This window comes from Xanthomonas citri pv. mangiferaeindicae, assembly GCA_002240395.1.
GTDB classification, from domain to species: domain Bacteria; phylum Pseudomonadota; class Gammaproteobacteria; order Xanthomonadales; family Xanthomonadaceae; genus Luteimonas; species Luteimonas citri_A.
Map to the genome: position 1 here is coordinate 3,245,670 of CP016836.1, position 14,740 is coordinate 3,260,409.

Sequence of the window (14,740 nt, forward strand, 5' to 3'; positions counted from 1 at the left end):
CTGATGTTGAAGCCTGCTCCCCATGACGGGGAGCAGGCGACGACGTCGACGTATCGATGCGCTCAGTTGCGCGCGGTCGCGCCCGGCTGGTCTTCGAGGGTGAAGTCGACGGGGACACGGACCGAACTCGCCTCCGGCTTGCCGTTGCGGATCGCCGGTTCGAAGGTCCAGTTCCGCGCCGCATCCATCGCGGCGCGATCGAGATCGCGCGAGCGGCTGCGCTGCTCGACGCTGATATCGGTCGGCTTGCCGGCAGCGTCCACTTGCACGAGCAGCGTGACCGAGCCCTCTTCGCGATTGCGCAGGGCCGCGGCCGGATACGCGGGGCGCGGCTGATCCACGACGCGGGCCGGACGGTCCGCAGGTGCAGTGGACGCCGATGGGCGCGTGGTCCGTTCCGGCGTCCGCGCCGGCTCGCGCTCGGCTGGCGGCGTGACCCCGTCGCCGATCGTCGGTGGTGGCGGCAGCGGCTCGGTCTGCGGCATGTCGCGCTTGCTCAGGAAGTACCAGCCCAGCGCCACCAGCGCCACCAGCAGCAGGATCCAGATCAGCGGGCTGGAGCCCTTGCGCGGCGGCTCCGGAGGCGGGGCGGCCGGAGGGGGCACGTCGTCGGGACGCCGCATCGGATCGCTCATCGTCGTAGCTCCACGCCGGAAGATGCGCCGAGCCTCCCACCGCCGATGTGGAGACCTTGTCAGCGCCGGGCGGGGCTCAGGAATCGTCTGCCGGGGAGAATGCGATCGGCACGCGCACCTCGCCAGGGACCGGCTGACCGGCGCGCATCGCCGGCTCGAAGCGCCAGCGCCGGACCGCGCTGACGGCGGCGCGGTCCAGGCGCGCGTGTCCGCTGCTGGCGATCACATCGATGCCCTCGACCCGGCCATCGGCCCCGACCTGCACCCGCAACATGACATCGCCGGTCTCGCCCCGCCGCAGCGATGCGCGGGGGTAACGCGGCTGCGGCGTGGACAGTGGCCGGGGCGTGCTGTCGGCAGCCTGCGTGGTTGCCTCCGGCGGCGGCGCTGCCGGGGCTGGCGCCGGTCCGCTCGCAACCGGCGGCGAGATCGTGGCAGGCGGCCCCTGGGGCGCGCTGTCAGAGGGGCCGAAGCGTCCGCTGGCCCCGTCCATACTGGCCGGCAGCGGGGCCGGCAACGGTGTGGCCGTTCGATCGGATGCATCCGGCGGACCACCGATCGCGATGTCGCCGGCCGACGTGCGCGTGTCGCGCTGCTGCCACCACAGCCCGGCGAACAGCAGGCCGCCCAGCGCGCAGGCTGCCGCGATCATCAGCCACGCGCGACGGGTCGGCAGCCACTGCCGAAGCGCGTGGCGGGGGCGCGAGGCGGGCGAGGGTGCGGACACGGCGGGCTCCAGCGGGCAGGGCGCCCGATTCTGTCATACGTCCGCCGCGCGGCCGTCGCTTCGGCGTATCGCCGATCCGGGCGATAATGCCGCTCCCGCTTTCGATGACGACGCCCCGATGCTCGATCCCAGCCTGCTGCGCCAACACCTCGCCGACACCGCCGCGCGCCTGCGCGACAGCCGCGGGTACGACCTGCCGGTGTCGCGCATCGAGTCGCTGGAGGCCGAGCGCAAGCAGATCCAGGTCCGCACCCAGGAGCTGCAGAACCTGCGTAACACGCGCAGCAAGGCGATCGGCCAGGCCAAGGCGCGCGGCGAGGACGTCGCCCCGCTGCTGGCCGAGGTTGCCGGCTTCGGCGACGAACTCAAGGCCAGCGAGTCGCGCCTGGACGGTATCAAGGCCGAACTCGAGGCGCTGACCTTGAGCGTGCCGAACCTGCCCGACGCCAGCGTGCCGGTGGGACGCGACGAGGCCGATAACGTCGAGCAGGCGCGCTGGGGTACGCCGCGCAGCTTCGAGTTCCCGGTCCGCGACCACGTCGAGCTCGGCGCCCGCGATGGCTGGCTCGATGCCGAAGCCGCCGCCAGGCTCAGCGGCGCCCGCTTCACCGTGCTGCGCGGCCAACTCGCGCGCCTGCACCGCGCGCTCGCCCAGTTCATGCTCGACCTGCATACCGGCGAACACGGCTACGAGGAGACCAGCGTGCCGGTGATCGTCAACGCCGACAGCCTCTATGGCACCGGCCAACTGCCCAAGTTCGAGGAAGACATGTTCGCCACCGAGTTGGGCGAACAGAAGCGCTATCTGATCTCCACCTCCGAGATCTCGCTGACCAACCTGGTCCGCGACGAGATCGTCGAGGCCGAGCGGCTGCCATTGCGCATGAGCGCGCATTCGCTGTGCTTCCGCTCTGAGGCCGGCAGCCATGGCCGCGACACCCGCGGCATGATCCGCCAGCACCAGTTCGAGAAGGTGGAAATGGTCTCGGTGGTGCGCCCGGCCGACAGCGACGCCGAACTCGAACGCATGACCCGGTGCGCCGAGACCGTGCTCGAGCGCCTCGGGCTGCCGTACCGCCGCATGCTGCTGTGCAGTGGCGACATGGGCTTCGCCGCGCGTCGCACCTATGACCTCGAGGTCTGGCTGCCCTCGCAGCAGACCTACCGCGAGATCTCTTCCTGCTCGAACTGCGGCGACTTCCAGGCCCGCCGCATGCAGGCGCGCTGGCGCAATCCCGAGACCGGCAAGCCCGAACTCGTGCACACGCTCAATGGTTCGGGCCTGGCGGTGGGCCGCACGCTGATCGCGGTCATGGAGAACTTCCAGAACGCCGACGGCACGATCGAGGTTCCCGAGGTGCTGCACCCGTACATGGGCGGCGTGACCCGCCTGGGCTGACGGGCATCAGGGTAGGGCGCCGCCGCTACAGGGCGCGATGAACCGCCGGGAAGCCGCCCGGCGGAATTCGTTGTGGAAATAGGATAGAAGTGGTCCAATATCGCCTATTGTCCTGATAGCAAGGCGGCTCCCCATGCAGGATCTCAACGATCTCTATTACTTCGCCATGGTGGTCGAGCATGGCGGCTTTGCCGCGGCCGAACGGGCGCTCGGGATCCCGAAGTCCCGGCTGAGCCGGCGCATCAGCCAGTTGGAAACCGAACTGGGCGTGCGTCTGCTGCAGCGCTCGACCCGCCGGTTCGCCGTCACCGACGTCGGCCAGAGCGTGTTCCGTCACGCGCAATCGATGCTGGCCGAGGCCACCGCCGCGCGCGAGGTCGTCGACCGGCTCAGCGCCGAACCGCGCGGTCTGGTGCGCGTGAGCGTGCCGGTGAGCATCGCCCAGCAGTCGATCCCGCAGATGCTGCCCGAGTTCCTGGCCCGCTACCCGCAGGTGCGCGTGCAGTTGCACGTGAGCAATCGCCGCGTGGACGTCATCAACGAGGGCTTCGACGTTGCCGTGCGCGTGCGCGCCAAGCTCGATGACGACGGCAGCCTCGTGATGCGCAGCTTCGGCCAGATCCAGGAATTGCTGGTTGCGAGCCCCGGCTATCTCGACCGCATGGGCCGCCCGAAGGACCCAGACGAACTCAGCCAGCACACCACGATGAGCATGGGCGAGGACGAGGTGAAGCAGCGCTGGGACCTGCAGGCTGCCGACGGCACCACCCGCCGCGTGGAGCTCAAGCCCCGCGTCGCCGGCTTCGACTTCCCGATGCTGATGGCGCTGGCCAAGCAGGGCTTGGGCATCACGATGCTGCCCGAGACCCTGTGCGCCGAAGCCGTGCGCAATGGCGAACTGGAAGTCGTGCTGCCCGACTGGCATCTGCCCCAGGGCATCGCCCACGCCGTATTCGCCTCGCGCCGTGGCCTACTGCCGGCGGTCCGCGTGTTCATCGACTTCCTGGCCGAGAAGCTGCCCCCACTGATCGAAGCCTCAAGCCTGGATTGCCGCAATTGCGACCGCAAAGCCCGCGATTGCGCCCCGGCGCCCGCACCGCGCATCGCGCAAGGCGCGGCGCGTGCGACAATGTCCTGAGGCGGGGCTGGACCGCAGGTCAAGCACTGATCCACCCGCACCGCGCAACGTGCGGTATCGGGTGACATACGGTGTAATGTGCGCGCCGAAGTAGCAACGGAGAGATGACCGGTGGTTTAAGGCAGCGGTCTTGATCCGGGGGCCGCAGGCCGTAGGAAACATCGACCGCAAGTCGATGGTCAAACCGCCGGCACCGCGCGAAGCGTGGTGTAGTGTGGGAGCGCAGTAACAACGGAGAGATGGCCGAGTGGTTTAAGGCAGCGGTCTTGATCCGGAGGCCGCAGGCCGGAGGAAACATCGACCGCAGGTCGATGGTCAAACCGCCGGCACCGCGCGAAGCGCGGTGTAGTGTGGGAGCGCAGTAACAACGGAGAGATGGCCGAGTGGTTTAAGGCAGCGGTCTTGAAAACCGCCGAAGGGTCAAACCTTCCGTGGGTTCGAATCCCACTCTCTCCGCCAATCTCCTGCCTCAACTCAACGCTGACGCCTCCTCATACGGCAGATGCCGCGCACCTGCGGCCTGAAGCGCGGCCTCGGCACGCGCCAACGCATCGCCTTCGCCGTCGATGACGATCAGGATGCGGCCTGCCTCGATCTCATCCTCGAACGTGCGCCGCACCGGATCGGGCAGGGAAGCGCCGACCAACGACGACGCCCAGGTGCCGACGGCTGCACCGCCCAGTGTCGTCAAGGCGACGCCGGCGAGAGTCAGTCCAAGCGGCGGCACCGCAACCGCCACCAGACCTGCGATCAGACCTGTCGCCCCACCCAAGCCGGCGCCACGCATCGCGGCATGCTTGAAGTCGGTGGGCGCTTCTTTCTGATGCTCGGGCACGCTTTCGAGCTCGATGTCCGACCGGGCGATCACCGAAATGGCATCGTCTTCAATGCCTGCATCGCGCACCTCACGGATGGCGGTCTGTGCGGCGGGCAGGGAATCGGTGCTGTAGACGCGGCGGACTTTCATCGAGGACGCTCCGGCTGACGATCGTTCGAGCTTCGGGTAGCCCTCGTGTGTCTGCCGTGAACCGCGGGATTCGTGTCTGCTGCCACCGCGCACGCATGGCGCACCGGTTACAGCGTAGGCAAACCGCCTCCGCCGCCGAGGTGCTCATAGAGGATGGCCGCGCCGATGCCGATCAGGATCAATCCGCCGATGATCTCGGCGCGCTTGCCGGCGAGCGCGCCCAACACGCGTCCGAGCATGATGCCGGTGGTCACCATGACCAGGGTGCAGATACCAATGACGGTCGCCACCACGGCAATGTTGACGTCGAGAAAGGCCAGCCCTACGCCCACCGCCATCGCGTCGATGCTGGTGGCAAAGCCGGTTGCAGCAAGGTTCCAGAAGCCATGGCGGGCAGGGGTCGCGTCGTCTTCGGGTGTTTTGCGCAGGCCCGCGTGGATCATGCGCGCGCCGAGTAGGCCCAGCAGGACGAACGCGATCCAGTGATCCCAGGCGCTGACATAGGCGGCCGCCGCTAGACCCAGGGCCCATCCGATGACGGGCGTGAGCGCCTCGATCGTGCCGAAGATCACACCGGCACGCAGAGCCTGGAGAAAGTGGGGGCGTCGCATCGCCGCGCCCTTGCCGACAGCGGCGGCGAAGGCGTCGGTCGACATGGCGAAGCCGATCAGGAGGATGGAACCCAGGGACATCGTGCGCATCAATCGGGATCGGGCAAGCGCGACAACGGCATGCCGGCACGCCCAATCCGCGTGATGCCGGTACACCGCTGGTCTCGCCAACCTGGACTGGTCGCACGCGCCACGATCGCAATGGATCGAGTGTGTTGACGCGGGCGCTTCCGCAGTGCGGAAGCCGGCTACTCCCCAAGGGGGACGCGCATGCTAGCAGCACCGATCGAACGATGCGACGTTATAGCCGATGGCATTTCTCATAGTTGGAACGATTGCACTCCGGCACGAGGCGTGGGGGCGGCTCCGCCTATGAACCTGCGCTCGCATGCCGTCGTCGCCCGCTTGCATCGCATCAGGCCGCCCGTATACTGCATGCATCAGCGTAAGTTCTGATTTCCCGGGGGTGCCATGGCTTCGACGGGGGTCGCGAAATTACCTGGTGCATGCCGAGGGGGCAGCTTTCCTCGTAAATCCAGCGGCAAACTTTTAGTTGCCAACGACGACAACTACGCTCTCGCCGCTTAAGGCGTAAGCCCCGAACCCACTTGTGCCTGTGCTCGTGGATGTAGGGTCATCATCACAGGAACCAGCCGCGGCGGCCGCCTGTCTGCCGTGGTTGAACTGACAGGCTGGTCCCGGGATGCGCTTTGCGCACCGTGCTGTTCCGGGGCGAGATCCAACGGTGCGCTAAGCATGTAGTACCGGGGATGGAGTGCCTTCGGACGCGGGTTCGACTCCCGCCACCTCCACCAAAAATCGGTCTCCACAAGACCACAGAAGGCCGGGAAAACGCGCTCCAGCGCGCTTCCCGGCCTTTTTTTGTCTGCCGTTGTCTGGCCCCGTCCGTTGCAGACCGTGAGACCGTGGGGGGATATGAGTCGCCCTCGGGCGGATGTCTTTCGCTACCAGCGCTCCAGGAAATCCAAACGACTTGTTTGGCAGGAAGACGCACACATCCATGAACTTCAGCGCCAAGCCAAAAGCGTTCTTGACTGTGAAGTCTTGCTGCGCCCCGAAAGCGCTGTCTTCAGCCTTATGTCAGTCGACCTGCCAGAACGCGAGAACTGGGGCGTTGACGGGATTTGGGCTCGCAGCTTGAGAAGATCGCAGATTGTCGCGCAGCCAATGCGATCAGAAGCGTCGTCACGGCGCGTCCGGCGCCTTGTCGTCCGTGGTGATTGAGCACAGTGTGTCGATCCCGCCGCGGTCCCGTCGGGCAACCGTAAGCTTGAACTCATCGCATGTTGTCCATGTCCCCGAGCCACTCAACAGGTGGTCGAGTCGGGCGAAGAACAGGTCATAGGCAGCCCTGGTGCGCAGTGGAACGCCAGGTGTCGAGGACTGCTGGACAGTAGCCCCCGGCCCGCCAATCACAGGCGCTGCGTACACGCTTCCAGTCGCCCTCGTGACGTCGACCGTGACCCTCGTGGCGCTGGGAAGGGCTTCGGTCGAAACCGTCCAATAATCGGTGCCACCAACGATGGCGATCGCCATGTAGACGACCCAGCTTCGTTGGCCAACCAGCTTCCCGTCCGGGTAGTCGAAATTGAAGTCATGGTCTGCGAGGCGAAGGATCTTCTCCGCAGCGTCGAGCACATCCTTCTGGCTCTTGCCGTGGTACTCCCGGACGTGAATCGCCTGCCACTCTTCGCGCGAGCCCGGCCCTTGTATCGAGACGCATCCCGAAAGCCCCACGGCCAGCATTGCCGCAATCAAAATCTTCCGCATATCTCCCCTGTGCCGTCCCCGGCGTTTGTCTTCCGTAGCGCGACTGGATCGGGCCTGCATCCTTGAATGAAACTCCGTCGCGGAGGCGATTTTGGGCTCACTCCAGGTCGCGGTGCAAGGCTTCGATCTGGTCGTCGCTAGCTGTTCGATGCCAACCAGGCCGAAGCAGCTTTGATCGATTAGTCGGGCTGCATGGGATAGCTACACATGCGAGGCATGTACCGGATCATCCAGAAGTGCGGCCCGCGAGTCCGGTCTCGTGAAGGTGTCCTCATTGAGATGGCTTAACGAGAGAGCCCATCCGGTGGCAATCAGGCTATGCGGCTCAAGAAACGCCGCAAAGCACGTTGGCCGCGGCCGACCAGAAGCCAGGTTAATGCTGCATGGAATGTACCTGCACGCCAGTGGCGATTCCGCCGAAGCTATTTTCGCATTGCAGCGCGCCCTATTCGAAGGCGGCATCGATGGGGTCGTTCGTTGCTTCCGTGCTCAGTTGGGTTGATCGAGATCACACCTGTGGCGCGCAGTCGAGAGGCCAGAATCGACCTCGCAATTATCATTCTCGTGATCTTGCGCATCGTAATCCCTGACATCGCAGTGTCGTTGTCTGACCTGGAAACGGTCAATCTAAGCTTTTGTGTCGACCCGGTGACGCGGGAATCCCCACCCGCGCGATCAGTGTCGACGCATCAGTTACGCATCAGGACACGGACACGAACGATGGCGTGTTCCGGGGGCGGAATCGGGATTCGGTGGGGCAGGCTCAGAGGCCGCGCCGCCCCCACGTGCATCAAGCACACCGCGTGCCGCGCTGTCAGAAGAGACCCGCAGGTTCAGCGATTTGCTGTGTTCGATGCCGGCGAGGGTCAGCGCCAATTCGCCATCGGGCGTCCGATCGACCAGGCCGTCGTCGACGAGTCGGTCGATCAGTGGCAAGGCCTCGGGATCCAGGGGTTGCTGCAAGTCGATGCGGGTCAGGCATTCGAGCAGATCCGACTCCGGGGTGCCGATGGCGTCGATTTCGATGGAGAAGCGGCGCATGGGGGGCTCTTGCGGCCACGGGCAGCATCCTGCGCCCCTTGGGGCCGCCAAGCCAGCAGCGTGTGGCCGCCCGGTCGGTGCGGTTCCGCGCTCAGCGCGCCTGTGACCGAGTGGCTGTGCAGCTCCTATTTCAGCGGATCCGACCGCCGGGGCGCTGCGCGGAGCCGTCCAGTTCCTGTCCATGCCGGGCTGGCGGCGCTGGGGGCGGTGTCTTCGTGTCGCCAGGCCGTTATCCTGTCGCGATGGCTGGACCCTCGCCTTTTCAACGCCTTACGCCCGCTTCGCTGCGGGCGCGCCTGCGCCGAGGGTATGGGCTCGCGGTGCTGGTACTGCTCGGTGCGCTGTCGATGGTCGCGCTGTACGCGCACAACGCAAGCGAGCGCGAGCAGCGGCTGGCCGAGGGCAGCTTCGTGGCCGAGGCCGAGCGCCTGGCCGATGCGGTCCGTCAGCGTCTGCTGCAGTACGAGTTGAGTATCCGGGGCGGGGTGGCCCTGCATAGCGCTGCGGCGGACATGCCGACCACCCGGCAATGGCGCGGTTATGTCGAGGGCCTGGACATCGCTCGGCAACTGCCGGGCATGGTCGGCCTGGGCTACGTCGCCTACGTCGATCCGCGGGGGTTGTCCGAACTGCAGTTGCGGCGGCGGGCGCAGGGAGAGGGCCTGTTCTCTGTGCGGCCGCGCGGCGCGCGCGACAAGTATGGGGTGATCGTCTATTTCGAACCGGAGAATCCGGGCTCGCGCACGATGATCGGCTATGACCAGTACAGCGATCCGGTCCGTCGCGCGGCGATGGACGCCGCGCGCGACAGCGGGCAGGTGCGCCTGAGTGCGCCGATGATATTGCGGCCGATGGCCGCCGATGGTGGACCGGGCGTGCTGATGTTCGGACCGGTCTACCGCACGGTGCGGTTCCCCGAGGCGCCGGCTGCGCGCGAGAACGCGCTGATCGGCTGGGTGTTTGCCTCATTCCGGTCCGCGGATTTCATCGACCGGTCCGGCGTGAGCAGTGGCCTCCATACCGCCTTCCGCGTCGTGGATGTGACCGATGGCGGGGATGCGCCGGTGTTGCAGACGCGCAACTTCGACGCCGATCCCTCGGGGCGGGTGCTCCATTCGTTGACCCAGACGGTCTATGGCCGCACCTGGCGTTACGACTTCCAGCACATCGGGCCGCTGACCTCGGGCGGCATGCGCGAGCTGCAGACCACGCTGGTGACCGGGGTGCTGGCGTCGTTGCTGCTGTTCGCGGTGGTGCTCACCCTGGCCAGGACGCAGTCGCGCGCGGAGTTCCTGGCGCGCCGGCTCAGTGATTCCTACCGCCGCAGCGAGCAGCGATTCCGCAATGCGATGCGTTACTCGGCCATCGGCATGGTGCTGCTGGACCGTAACGGCGCCATCGTCGAGACCAATCCGGCAATGGCGCAGATCGCGGGCCTGGAGCAGGCGGCGATGACCGGCACGCGGCTGAGCGACTACTTCGTCGATGCGCAGGATCAGGTCACACGGACACAGGAAATGCAGGCGCTGCGCGAGGGGGTGCATCGCAGCACCCGGCGCCTGCGCCGGTGCGATGGCGATATCCGCCAGGTGCATCTGGCCTCGACGTTGGTGCTGGGCGAGGCCGACAGCGAGGTCACGCGCCTGGTGCAGGTCGACGATGTGACCGAGCGCCTACGCGCCGAGGCGCAGGTGCATGCGCTCAATCGCACGCTCGAATCGCGCGTGGAGCAGCGGACCCGCGAACTCACCCAGGCCAACCACGAACTGGAGTCGTTCGCCTACATCGTCTCGCACGACCTGCGCGCGCCGCTGCGCAGCATCGACGGCTTCGGGCGGATACTGGCTGAGCGCTACTGCGATGCGATCGACGCACAGGGACAGGACTATCTGGCACGGGTGCGCAATGCGGCCGCGCGGATGGATGCGTTGATCGACGCCTTGCTGAAGATGTCGCGCATCAGCCGCGGCGAGTTCAAGCGCAGCCCGCTGGATCTGAGTCGGCTGGCGGAGGAGGTGGTGGCCGAGTTGCGCCATGCCGAGCCGGCGCGGCAGGTCGAGGTCGTCGTCGCACCGGGGCTGACCGCCGAGGGCGATGCGGCGCTGGTGCGCAATCTGCTGCAGAACCTGCTCGGCAACGCCTGGAAGTTCACCGCCGATACCGCCGAGGCCAGGATCGAGTTCGGCCGCGGCGCCGATGGGGCGTTCTTTGTGCGCGACAACGGCGCGGGGTTCAATGCCGATTACGCGGGCAAGCTATTCCGTCCGTTTCAGCGGCTGCACCGTGAGGACGAGTACAAGGGCCACGGGGTGGGGCTGGCGTCGGTCAAGCGCATCGTCGAACGCCACGGCGGCACGATCTCGGCCGAAGGCGCGCCGGGGCAGGGCGCGACGTTCCGCTTCACGCTGGCGCGCAAACCGGAACCGTCGCGGCCCTGAGGGGGCCGGCGGTCAGGCGTCCTTGTTGTGCCGGCGCAGCAGTCGCTGCTTGTCGCGGGCCCAGTCGCGTTCGCGCTCGGTCTCGCGCTTGTCGTGCTTCTGCTTGCCCTTGGCGAGCGCGATTTCGGCCTTGATCTTGTTGCCCTTCCAGTACAGCGCGGTCGGCACGACGGTGTAGCCATCGCGCTGCACGCGGCCGACGAGCACGTCGATCTCGCGCCGATGCAGCAGCAGCTTGCGCGTGCGGTGGGCATCGGCGACGACGTGCGTGGAGGCCTGGATCAGCGGGGTGATCTGGGCGCCGAACAGGAACAGTTCGCCGTGGCGGATGACGGCGTAGCTCTCGCCGATGTTGGCACGCCCGGCGCGGATGGCCTTGAGCTCCCAGCCCTGCAGCGCCAGGCCGGCCTCGTAACGGTCCTCGAGGTGGTATTCGTGGCGCGCGCGCTTGTTCAGCGCGATGGTGCCGGTGCTGTTTGCTTTATCCTTGGCCTTGCCGCTTTTCTTGCTCATTTCCCCATTGTCCTCGAAGCACGACCTCCAGGCGAGTCATGCCCAAGATCGAACGTAGCGCCCTTGTCGGGCAACCGGCCGAGCGCATGTTCGCGCTGGTCAATGATGTGCCTGCTTATCCGCGCCGGTTCGCCTGGTGCGATTCGGCGCAGGTCCTCGAATCGGGTGACGACCGTATCGTCGCCCGGCTGGATCTGGGCCTGGGCGCGTTGCGGACGTGGTTCACGACCGAGAACATCTTGTCGCCACCCGATACCATCGACATGCAGTTGCGGGACGGCCCGTTCAAGTCGTTGCACGGGCGCTGGACGTTCCGCGCGCTGGATCCAAGCTCGTGCAAGGTGTCGCTGTCGCTGGAGTTCGAGCCCAGCAGCCGCCTGATGCTGCCGGCGCTTACCCTCGGGTTCCGCGGGCTCGCCGATCGCATGGTCAACGATTTCATCCGGGTCGCCGAGCGCGAGCCGGCCGGCTGAGCACGACGATGCGGATCGAGGTCGTTGACGCGCAGCCCCGGGCGCACCGCAGCTGGACACTCGCGCTGCCCGATGGTGCCGATGTCGCGATGGCGTTGGCGGCGTTGCCCGATCCGACGGTGCTGGCCGGCATTGCCGGCTATGCGGTGTACGGCGTACGCGTGGAGGCGGCTGCGAAACTGGCCGATGGCGACCGCCTGGAGCTGTTGCGCCCGTTGCAGCTCGATCCCAAAGAGGCGCGCAGGCGCCGCGCGGCGAAGCGCGACGCGGACTGACGCGCCGTCAGCGGCGCTTGCCGCGCTCCTTGGGCAGGTTGCCGAACTTGCGCATCTGCTCGGCCAGTTCCTGATCGCGGTTGGGGAAGTAGTCGCCTTCCCAGCGCGCAAGCTGGTCGTTCTCGAAGTAGACCGTGAAGTTCTTCACCTCGGTCTGGCCGCTGCGGCCGACCCGCTGGGTGGCGGTGTAGTCCCAGCGCTGGTGATGGAACGGGTCGGCGATCGCGGGCGAGCCCAGCAGCGCCTCGACCTGCGGCTTGCCCATGCCCACCTGCAATTGTTCGACCGCGGACTGCTCGATCAGGTTGCCCTGATAGATCGGCTGCTTGTAGACCAGGGCGCAGCCGCTGGTGGCCAGGACGAGGGCCGAGACGAGAATGACTTTCTGCATGGCGGAGGGCAGGGGCCGGGGGCTGCGGAGACCGGGCCGATGATACACTGCGCGTCACGCCGCCACCGCGATTCAGGCAGCCGGCGTTCAACCGCCAGTGAATGCCGGCCTGTACTCGGAGACACTTCATGGAATCGCTCGACCTGCGCAAGGCAGGACTGAAAGTCACCCACCCGCGCATGCGGATTCTGGACCTGCTGGAGCAGCGCACGCCGCGGCAGCATCTCACCGCCGAGGACATCTACCGGCAGTTGCTCGAGCAGGGCGACGAGATCGGGTTGGCCACGGTGTACCGGGTGCTCACCCAATTCGAGGCCGCGGGCCTGGTGCTCAAGCACAATTTTGAGGGTGGGCACGCAGTCTACGAGCTCGACCGTGGCGGCCACCACGACCACATGGTGGACGTGGACACCGGCAAGATCATCGAGTTCGAAAGCGCCGAGATCGAAAAGTTGCAGCACGAGATCGCCGAACGCTACGGCTACCACCTCGAGGACCACTCGCTGGTGCTGTACGTGCGCAAGCGCCGCTGAACGAAGCGGCCGGCGGCCGAGCGCGCGATCCGTAGGTGCGGCCCGAGGCCGCGCCACCGTTCAGGGACCGGCTGTCTCCAACAGCTTTCGGGCCGCGGCGCGGGCTTCGCTGCTGACTTCGACCCCGCCGAGCATCCGCGCCAGTTCTTCGGTCCGGGCCTCGGCGTCGAGCAGGCTGACCCGGCTTTCGGTCGCACCGCCGCTCGCGGCCTTGTGCACGCGATAGTGCGCATGTCCCTTGGAGGCGACCTGGGGCAGGTGGGTCACGCACAGCACCTGGCGGCTGGCGCCCAGCGCGCGCAGCTTGCGGCCGACGATGTCGGCGACCGCGCCACCGATGCCCGAGTCGACCTCGTCAAAGACCATCGTCGGCACCGCGTCGTGGCCCAGTGCTGCGACCTCGATCGCCAGCGAGATACGCGATAGTTCTCCGCCCGATGCCACACGGCGCAGCGGTCGCGGCGGCTGACCGGCATTCGCCGACACCATGAACTCGATGCGCTCGGCGCCCTGCGGATCGGGCCGGTCGTGCTCGACCGGCTCGAACGCGATCTCGAAGGTCCCGCCACCCATGCCGAGCTCGTGGATCAGCGCGGTCGTTGCCTTCGACAGCGCCTTGCCGGCCTTACGGCGGGCGGTGCCCAAACGGTCAGCGGCGCTGCGCCAGCGCGCGAATGCTGCGTCGATCTCGCCGTCCAGGCGCGCCAGGCGCTCGCCGGCGCCGTCGAGCTGTTCGAGCTCGGCGGCCAGCCGCTGCTGAACCTCGCTCAGTTCTTCGGGCGTGACACGGTGTTTGCGCGCCAGTTCGTGCAGCCGGCCCAAGCGTTGCTCGAGCAGTTCGAGTTCGGCCGGGTCGATGTCGAGGTCGTCGCGGACCTGGCCGAGCAGGCGGGTGGCCTCGTCGAGCTGGATCGTGGCGGCGTCGAGCATCGCGTCCACCTCGCCCAGCCGCGGTTCGTGCGCACGCATCCGACCCAGTTCGTGGCGCAGCGCGTGCAGCGCCTGCGGCAGGCCGACGGCGTCCTCACCGCTCATCCGGGCCAGCGCGGCGTCGCAGGTCTGGATCAGGCCGGCAGCGTTGGCATGGCGCCGGTGCGCGACGTGCAGTTCGGCGATTGCTTCGGGCTCCAACCGCTCGCCTTCCAGCTCGTCGAGCTGGTGGCGCAGCCAGTCGCGGCGCTCGCCGACATCGCCGATGCCGATCAGCGCCTCGCGCTCGCCCTGTAATGTGCGCCAGTCCTGCGCTGCGCTGCGGACCGCGGCCAGCAACGCGCCATTGCCGGCTTGGGCATCGAGCAGCGCCAACTGGCTGCCACGTGCCAGCAGGGCTTGGTGTTCGTGCTGGCCGTGGATCTCAACCAGGCGTCCGGCGAGCTCGGACAGTTGGGCGATCGTCGCCGGCCGCCCATTGATCCAGGCCCGCGAGCCGCCGTCGGCGCGCAGCGTGCGCCGCAACTGGCAGGTCGCGCCTTCGTCGAGCTCGTTGTCGCGCAGCCAGCGCAGCGCCGGTGCGGCGTCGTCCAGCGTGAATTCGGCATGCAGCTCGGCGCGCTCGGCGCCGTGGCGGACGATGCCGCTGTCGGCGCGCTGGCCGGACAGAAAGCCCAGCGCATCGACCAGCAGCGACTTGCCGGCGCCGGTCTCGCCGGAGATGACGGTCAGCCCCGGACCGAACTCGAGGTCGGTGGCGGTGGCGACGGCGAAGTTGCGAATGGCGAGGTGGGTGAGCATCGGTGGAATTGTGCCTTGGCGGCCTGCGGTCGTGTAGCGGCGGCTTGATAGCCCGCGCACGTCTCACCGGTGGAGAC

14 protein-coding genes, 1 tRNA gene, 1 other RNA gene and 1 pseudogene are annotated in these 14,740 nt (G+C 67.4%); 8 read left to right on the forward strand and 9 right to left on the reverse strand.

Going from position 1 to position 14,740, the window contains the following annotated elements; all coding sequences use genetic code 11:
• Positions 1 to 62: 62 nt before the first annotated feature.
• Entirely contained in the window at positions 63 to 635 is a 573-nt protein-coding gene (locus BEN78_14115) for a hypothetical protein (protein ASR44332.1), read from the reverse strand.
• 76 nt (positions 636 to 711) lie between these two features.
• A pseudogene (locus tag BEN78_14120) lies at positions 712 to 1,406 on the reverse strand (hypothetical protein).
• 74 nt (positions 1,407 to 1,480) lie between these two features.
• Here BEN78_14120 and BEN78_14125 point away from each other — a divergent pair.
• The 3 genes from BEN78_14125 to BEN78_14135 all read left to right on the forward strand — a co-directional run bounded on the left by BEN78_14125 (position 1,481) and on the right by BEN78_14135 (position 4,358).
• Positions 1,481 to 2,761 carry a serine--tRNA ligase gene (locus BEN78_14125; GenBank protein ID ASR44333.1) on the forward strand — a complete coding sequence of 427 codons (1,281 nt, stop codon included), beginning with the start codon at positions 1,481 to 1,483 and terminating at the stop codon, positions 2,759 to 2,761.
• Between the two features lie 133 nt (positions 2,762 to 2,894).
• The gene (locus BEN78_14130; protein ID ASR44334.1) at positions 2,895 to 3,899 is read left to right on the forward strand and encodes a LysR family transcriptional regulator; all 1,005 of its coding nucleotides are present in this window, start codon (positions 2,895 to 2,897) and stop codon (positions 3,897 to 3,899) included.
• Positions 3,900 to 4,268: 369 nt separating this feature from the next.
• A tRNA-Ser gene (locus BEN78_14135) sits at positions 4,269 to 4,358 on the forward strand.
• Between the two features lie 10 nt (positions 4,359 to 4,368).
• On the opposite strand, the gene BEN78_14140 is transcribed toward BEN78_14135, so the two are convergent.
• Positions 4,369 to 4,866: a hypothetical protein gene (locus tag BEN78_14140; protein ID ASR44335.1), complete on the reverse strand. Its 498-nt coding sequence runs from the start codon at positions 4,864 to 4,866 to the stop codon at positions 4,369 to 4,371.
• Between the two features lie 107 nt (positions 4,867 to 4,973).
• A complete protein-coding gene (locus tag BEN78_14145) occupies positions 4,974 to 5,558 on the reverse strand; it encodes a hypothetical protein (protein ASR45155.1) in 585 nt (194 codons plus the stop codon).
• A gap of 381 nt (positions 5,559 to 5,939) precedes the next feature.
• Here BEN78_14145 and ssrA point away from each other — a divergent pair.
• Positions 5,940 to 6,292: a transfer-messenger RNA gene (ssrA, locus tag BEN78_14150) on the forward strand.
• Between the two features lie 391 nt (positions 6,293 to 6,683).
• Here the strand turns inward: ssrA and BEN78_14155 are convergent.
• Both BEN78_14155 and BEN78_14160 read right to left on the reverse strand, forming a co-directional pair.
• Positions 6,684 to 7,244, reverse strand: a complete 561-nt coding sequence (locus BEN78_14155; protein ASR44336.1) for a hypothetical protein — start codon at positions 7,242 to 7,244, stop codon at positions 6,684 to 6,686.
• Positions 7,245 to 7,961: 717 nt separating this feature from the next.
• Complete coding sequence (locus BEN78_14160) at positions 7,962 to 8,309, reverse strand: hypothetical protein (protein ASR44337.1); 348 nt, start codon at positions 8,307 to 8,309, stop codon at positions 7,962 to 7,964.
• A 320-nt stretch (positions 8,310 to 8,629) separates the two neighbouring features.
• Between BEN78_14160 and BEN78_14165 the strand changes: the two genes are divergently transcribed.
• On the forward strand, positions 8,630 to 10,747 hold the full coding sequence (locus BEN78_14165) for a hypothetical protein (protein ASR44338.1): 2,118 nt from the start codon (positions 8,630 to 8,632) through the stop codon (positions 10,745 to 10,747).
• Positions 10,748 to 10,759: 12 nt separating this feature from the next.
• On the opposite strand, the gene BEN78_14170 is transcribed toward BEN78_14165, so the two are convergent.
• On the reverse strand, positions 10,760 to 11,260 hold the full coding sequence (locus BEN78_14170) for an SsrA-binding protein (GenBank protein ASR44339.1): 501 nt from the start codon (positions 11,258 to 11,260) through the stop codon (positions 10,760 to 10,762).
• 38 nt (positions 11,261 to 11,298) lie between these two features.
• Between BEN78_14170 and BEN78_14175 the strand changes: the two genes are divergently transcribed.
• Positions 11,299 to 11,733: a ubiquinone-binding protein gene (locus BEN78_14175; protein ASR44340.1), complete on the forward strand. Its 435-nt coding sequence runs from the start codon at positions 11,299 to 11,301 to the stop codon at positions 11,731 to 11,733.
• Positions 11,734 to 11,741: 8 nt separating this feature from the next.
• Entirely contained in the window at positions 11,742 to 12,008 is a 267-nt protein-coding gene (locus tag BEN78_14180; protein ID ASR44341.1) for a hypothetical protein, read from the forward strand.
• Between the two features lie 7 nt (positions 12,009 to 12,015).
• Here BEN78_14180 and BEN78_14185 read toward each other — a convergent pair whose 3' ends face one another.
• A complete protein-coding gene (locus BEN78_14185) occupies positions 12,016 to 12,399 on the reverse strand; it encodes a hypothetical protein (protein ASR44342.1) in 384 nt (127 codons plus the stop codon).
• Positions 12,400 to 12,527: 128 nt separating this feature from the next.
• Here BEN78_14185 and BEN78_14190 point away from each other — a divergent pair, with 128 nt between their 5' ends.
• A complete protein-coding gene (locus BEN78_14190; GenBank protein ID ASR44343.1) occupies positions 12,528 to 12,932 on the forward strand; it encodes a transcriptional repressor in 405 nt (134 codons plus the stop codon).
• A 60-nt stretch (positions 12,933 to 12,992) separates the two neighbouring features.
• On the opposite strand, the gene BEN78_14195 is transcribed toward BEN78_14190, so the two are convergent.
• A complete protein-coding gene (locus BEN78_14195; GenBank protein ASR44344.1) occupies positions 12,993 to 14,663 on the reverse strand; it encodes a DNA repair protein RecN in 1,671 nt (556 codons plus the stop codon).
• Positions 14,664 to 14,740 lie beyond the last annotated feature (77 nt).

Excerpts from the sequence above, each read along its gene's own strand:
- BEN78_14185 (ASR44342.1), bottom strand. The coding sequence starts at position 12,399 with ATGCAGAAAGTCATTCTCGTCTCGGCCCTCGTCCTGGCCACCAGCGGC.
- BEN78_14155 (ASR44336.1), bottom strand. The coding sequence starts at position 7,244 with ATGCTGGCCGTGGGGCTTTCGGGATGCGTCTCGATACAAGGGCCGGGC.
- BEN78_14175 (ASR44340.1), top strand. The coding sequence starts at position 11,299 with ATGCCCAAGATCGAACGTAGCGCCCTTGTCGGGCAACCGGCCGAGCGC.
- BEN78_14190 (ASR44343.1), top strand. The coding sequence starts at position 12,528 with ATGGAATCGCTCGACCTGCGCAAGGCAGGACTGAAAGTCACCCACCCG.
- BEN78_14160 (ASR44337.1), bottom strand. The coding sequence starts at position 8,309 with ATGCGCCGCTTCTCCATCGAAATCGACGCCATCGGCACCCCGGAGTCG.
- BEN78_14140 (ASR44335.1), bottom strand. The coding sequence starts at position 4,866 with ATGAAAGTCCGCCGCGTCTACAGCACCGATTCCCTGCCCGCCGCACAG.
- BEN78_14130 (ASR44334.1), top strand. The coding sequence starts at position 2,895 with ATGCAGGATCTCAACGATCTCTATTACTTCGCCATGGTGGTCGAGCAT.
- BEN78_14125 (ASR44333.1), top strand. The coding sequence starts at position 1,481 with ATGCTCGATCCCAGCCTGCTGCGCCAACACCTCGCCGACACCGCCGCG.
- BEN78_14180 (ASR44341.1), top strand. The coding sequence starts at position 11,742 with ATGCGGATCGAGGTCGTTGACGCGCAGCCCCGGGCGCACCGCAGCTGG.
- BEN78_14195 (ASR44344.1), bottom strand. The coding sequence starts at position 14,663 with ATGCTCACCCACCTCGCCATTCGCAACTTCGCCGTCGCCACCGCCACC.
- BEN78_14115 (ASR44332.1), bottom strand. The coding sequence starts at position 635 with ATGAGCGATCCGATGCGGCGTCCCGACGACGTGCCCCCTCCGGCCGCC.
- BEN78_14145 (ASR45155.1), bottom strand. The coding sequence starts at position 5,558 with ATGTCCCTGGGTTCCATCCTCCTGATCGGCTTCGCCATGTCGACCGAC.
- BEN78_14170 (ASR44339.1), bottom strand. The coding sequence starts at position 11,260 with ATGAGCAAGAAAAGCGGCAAGGCCAAGGATAAAGCAAACAGCACCGGC.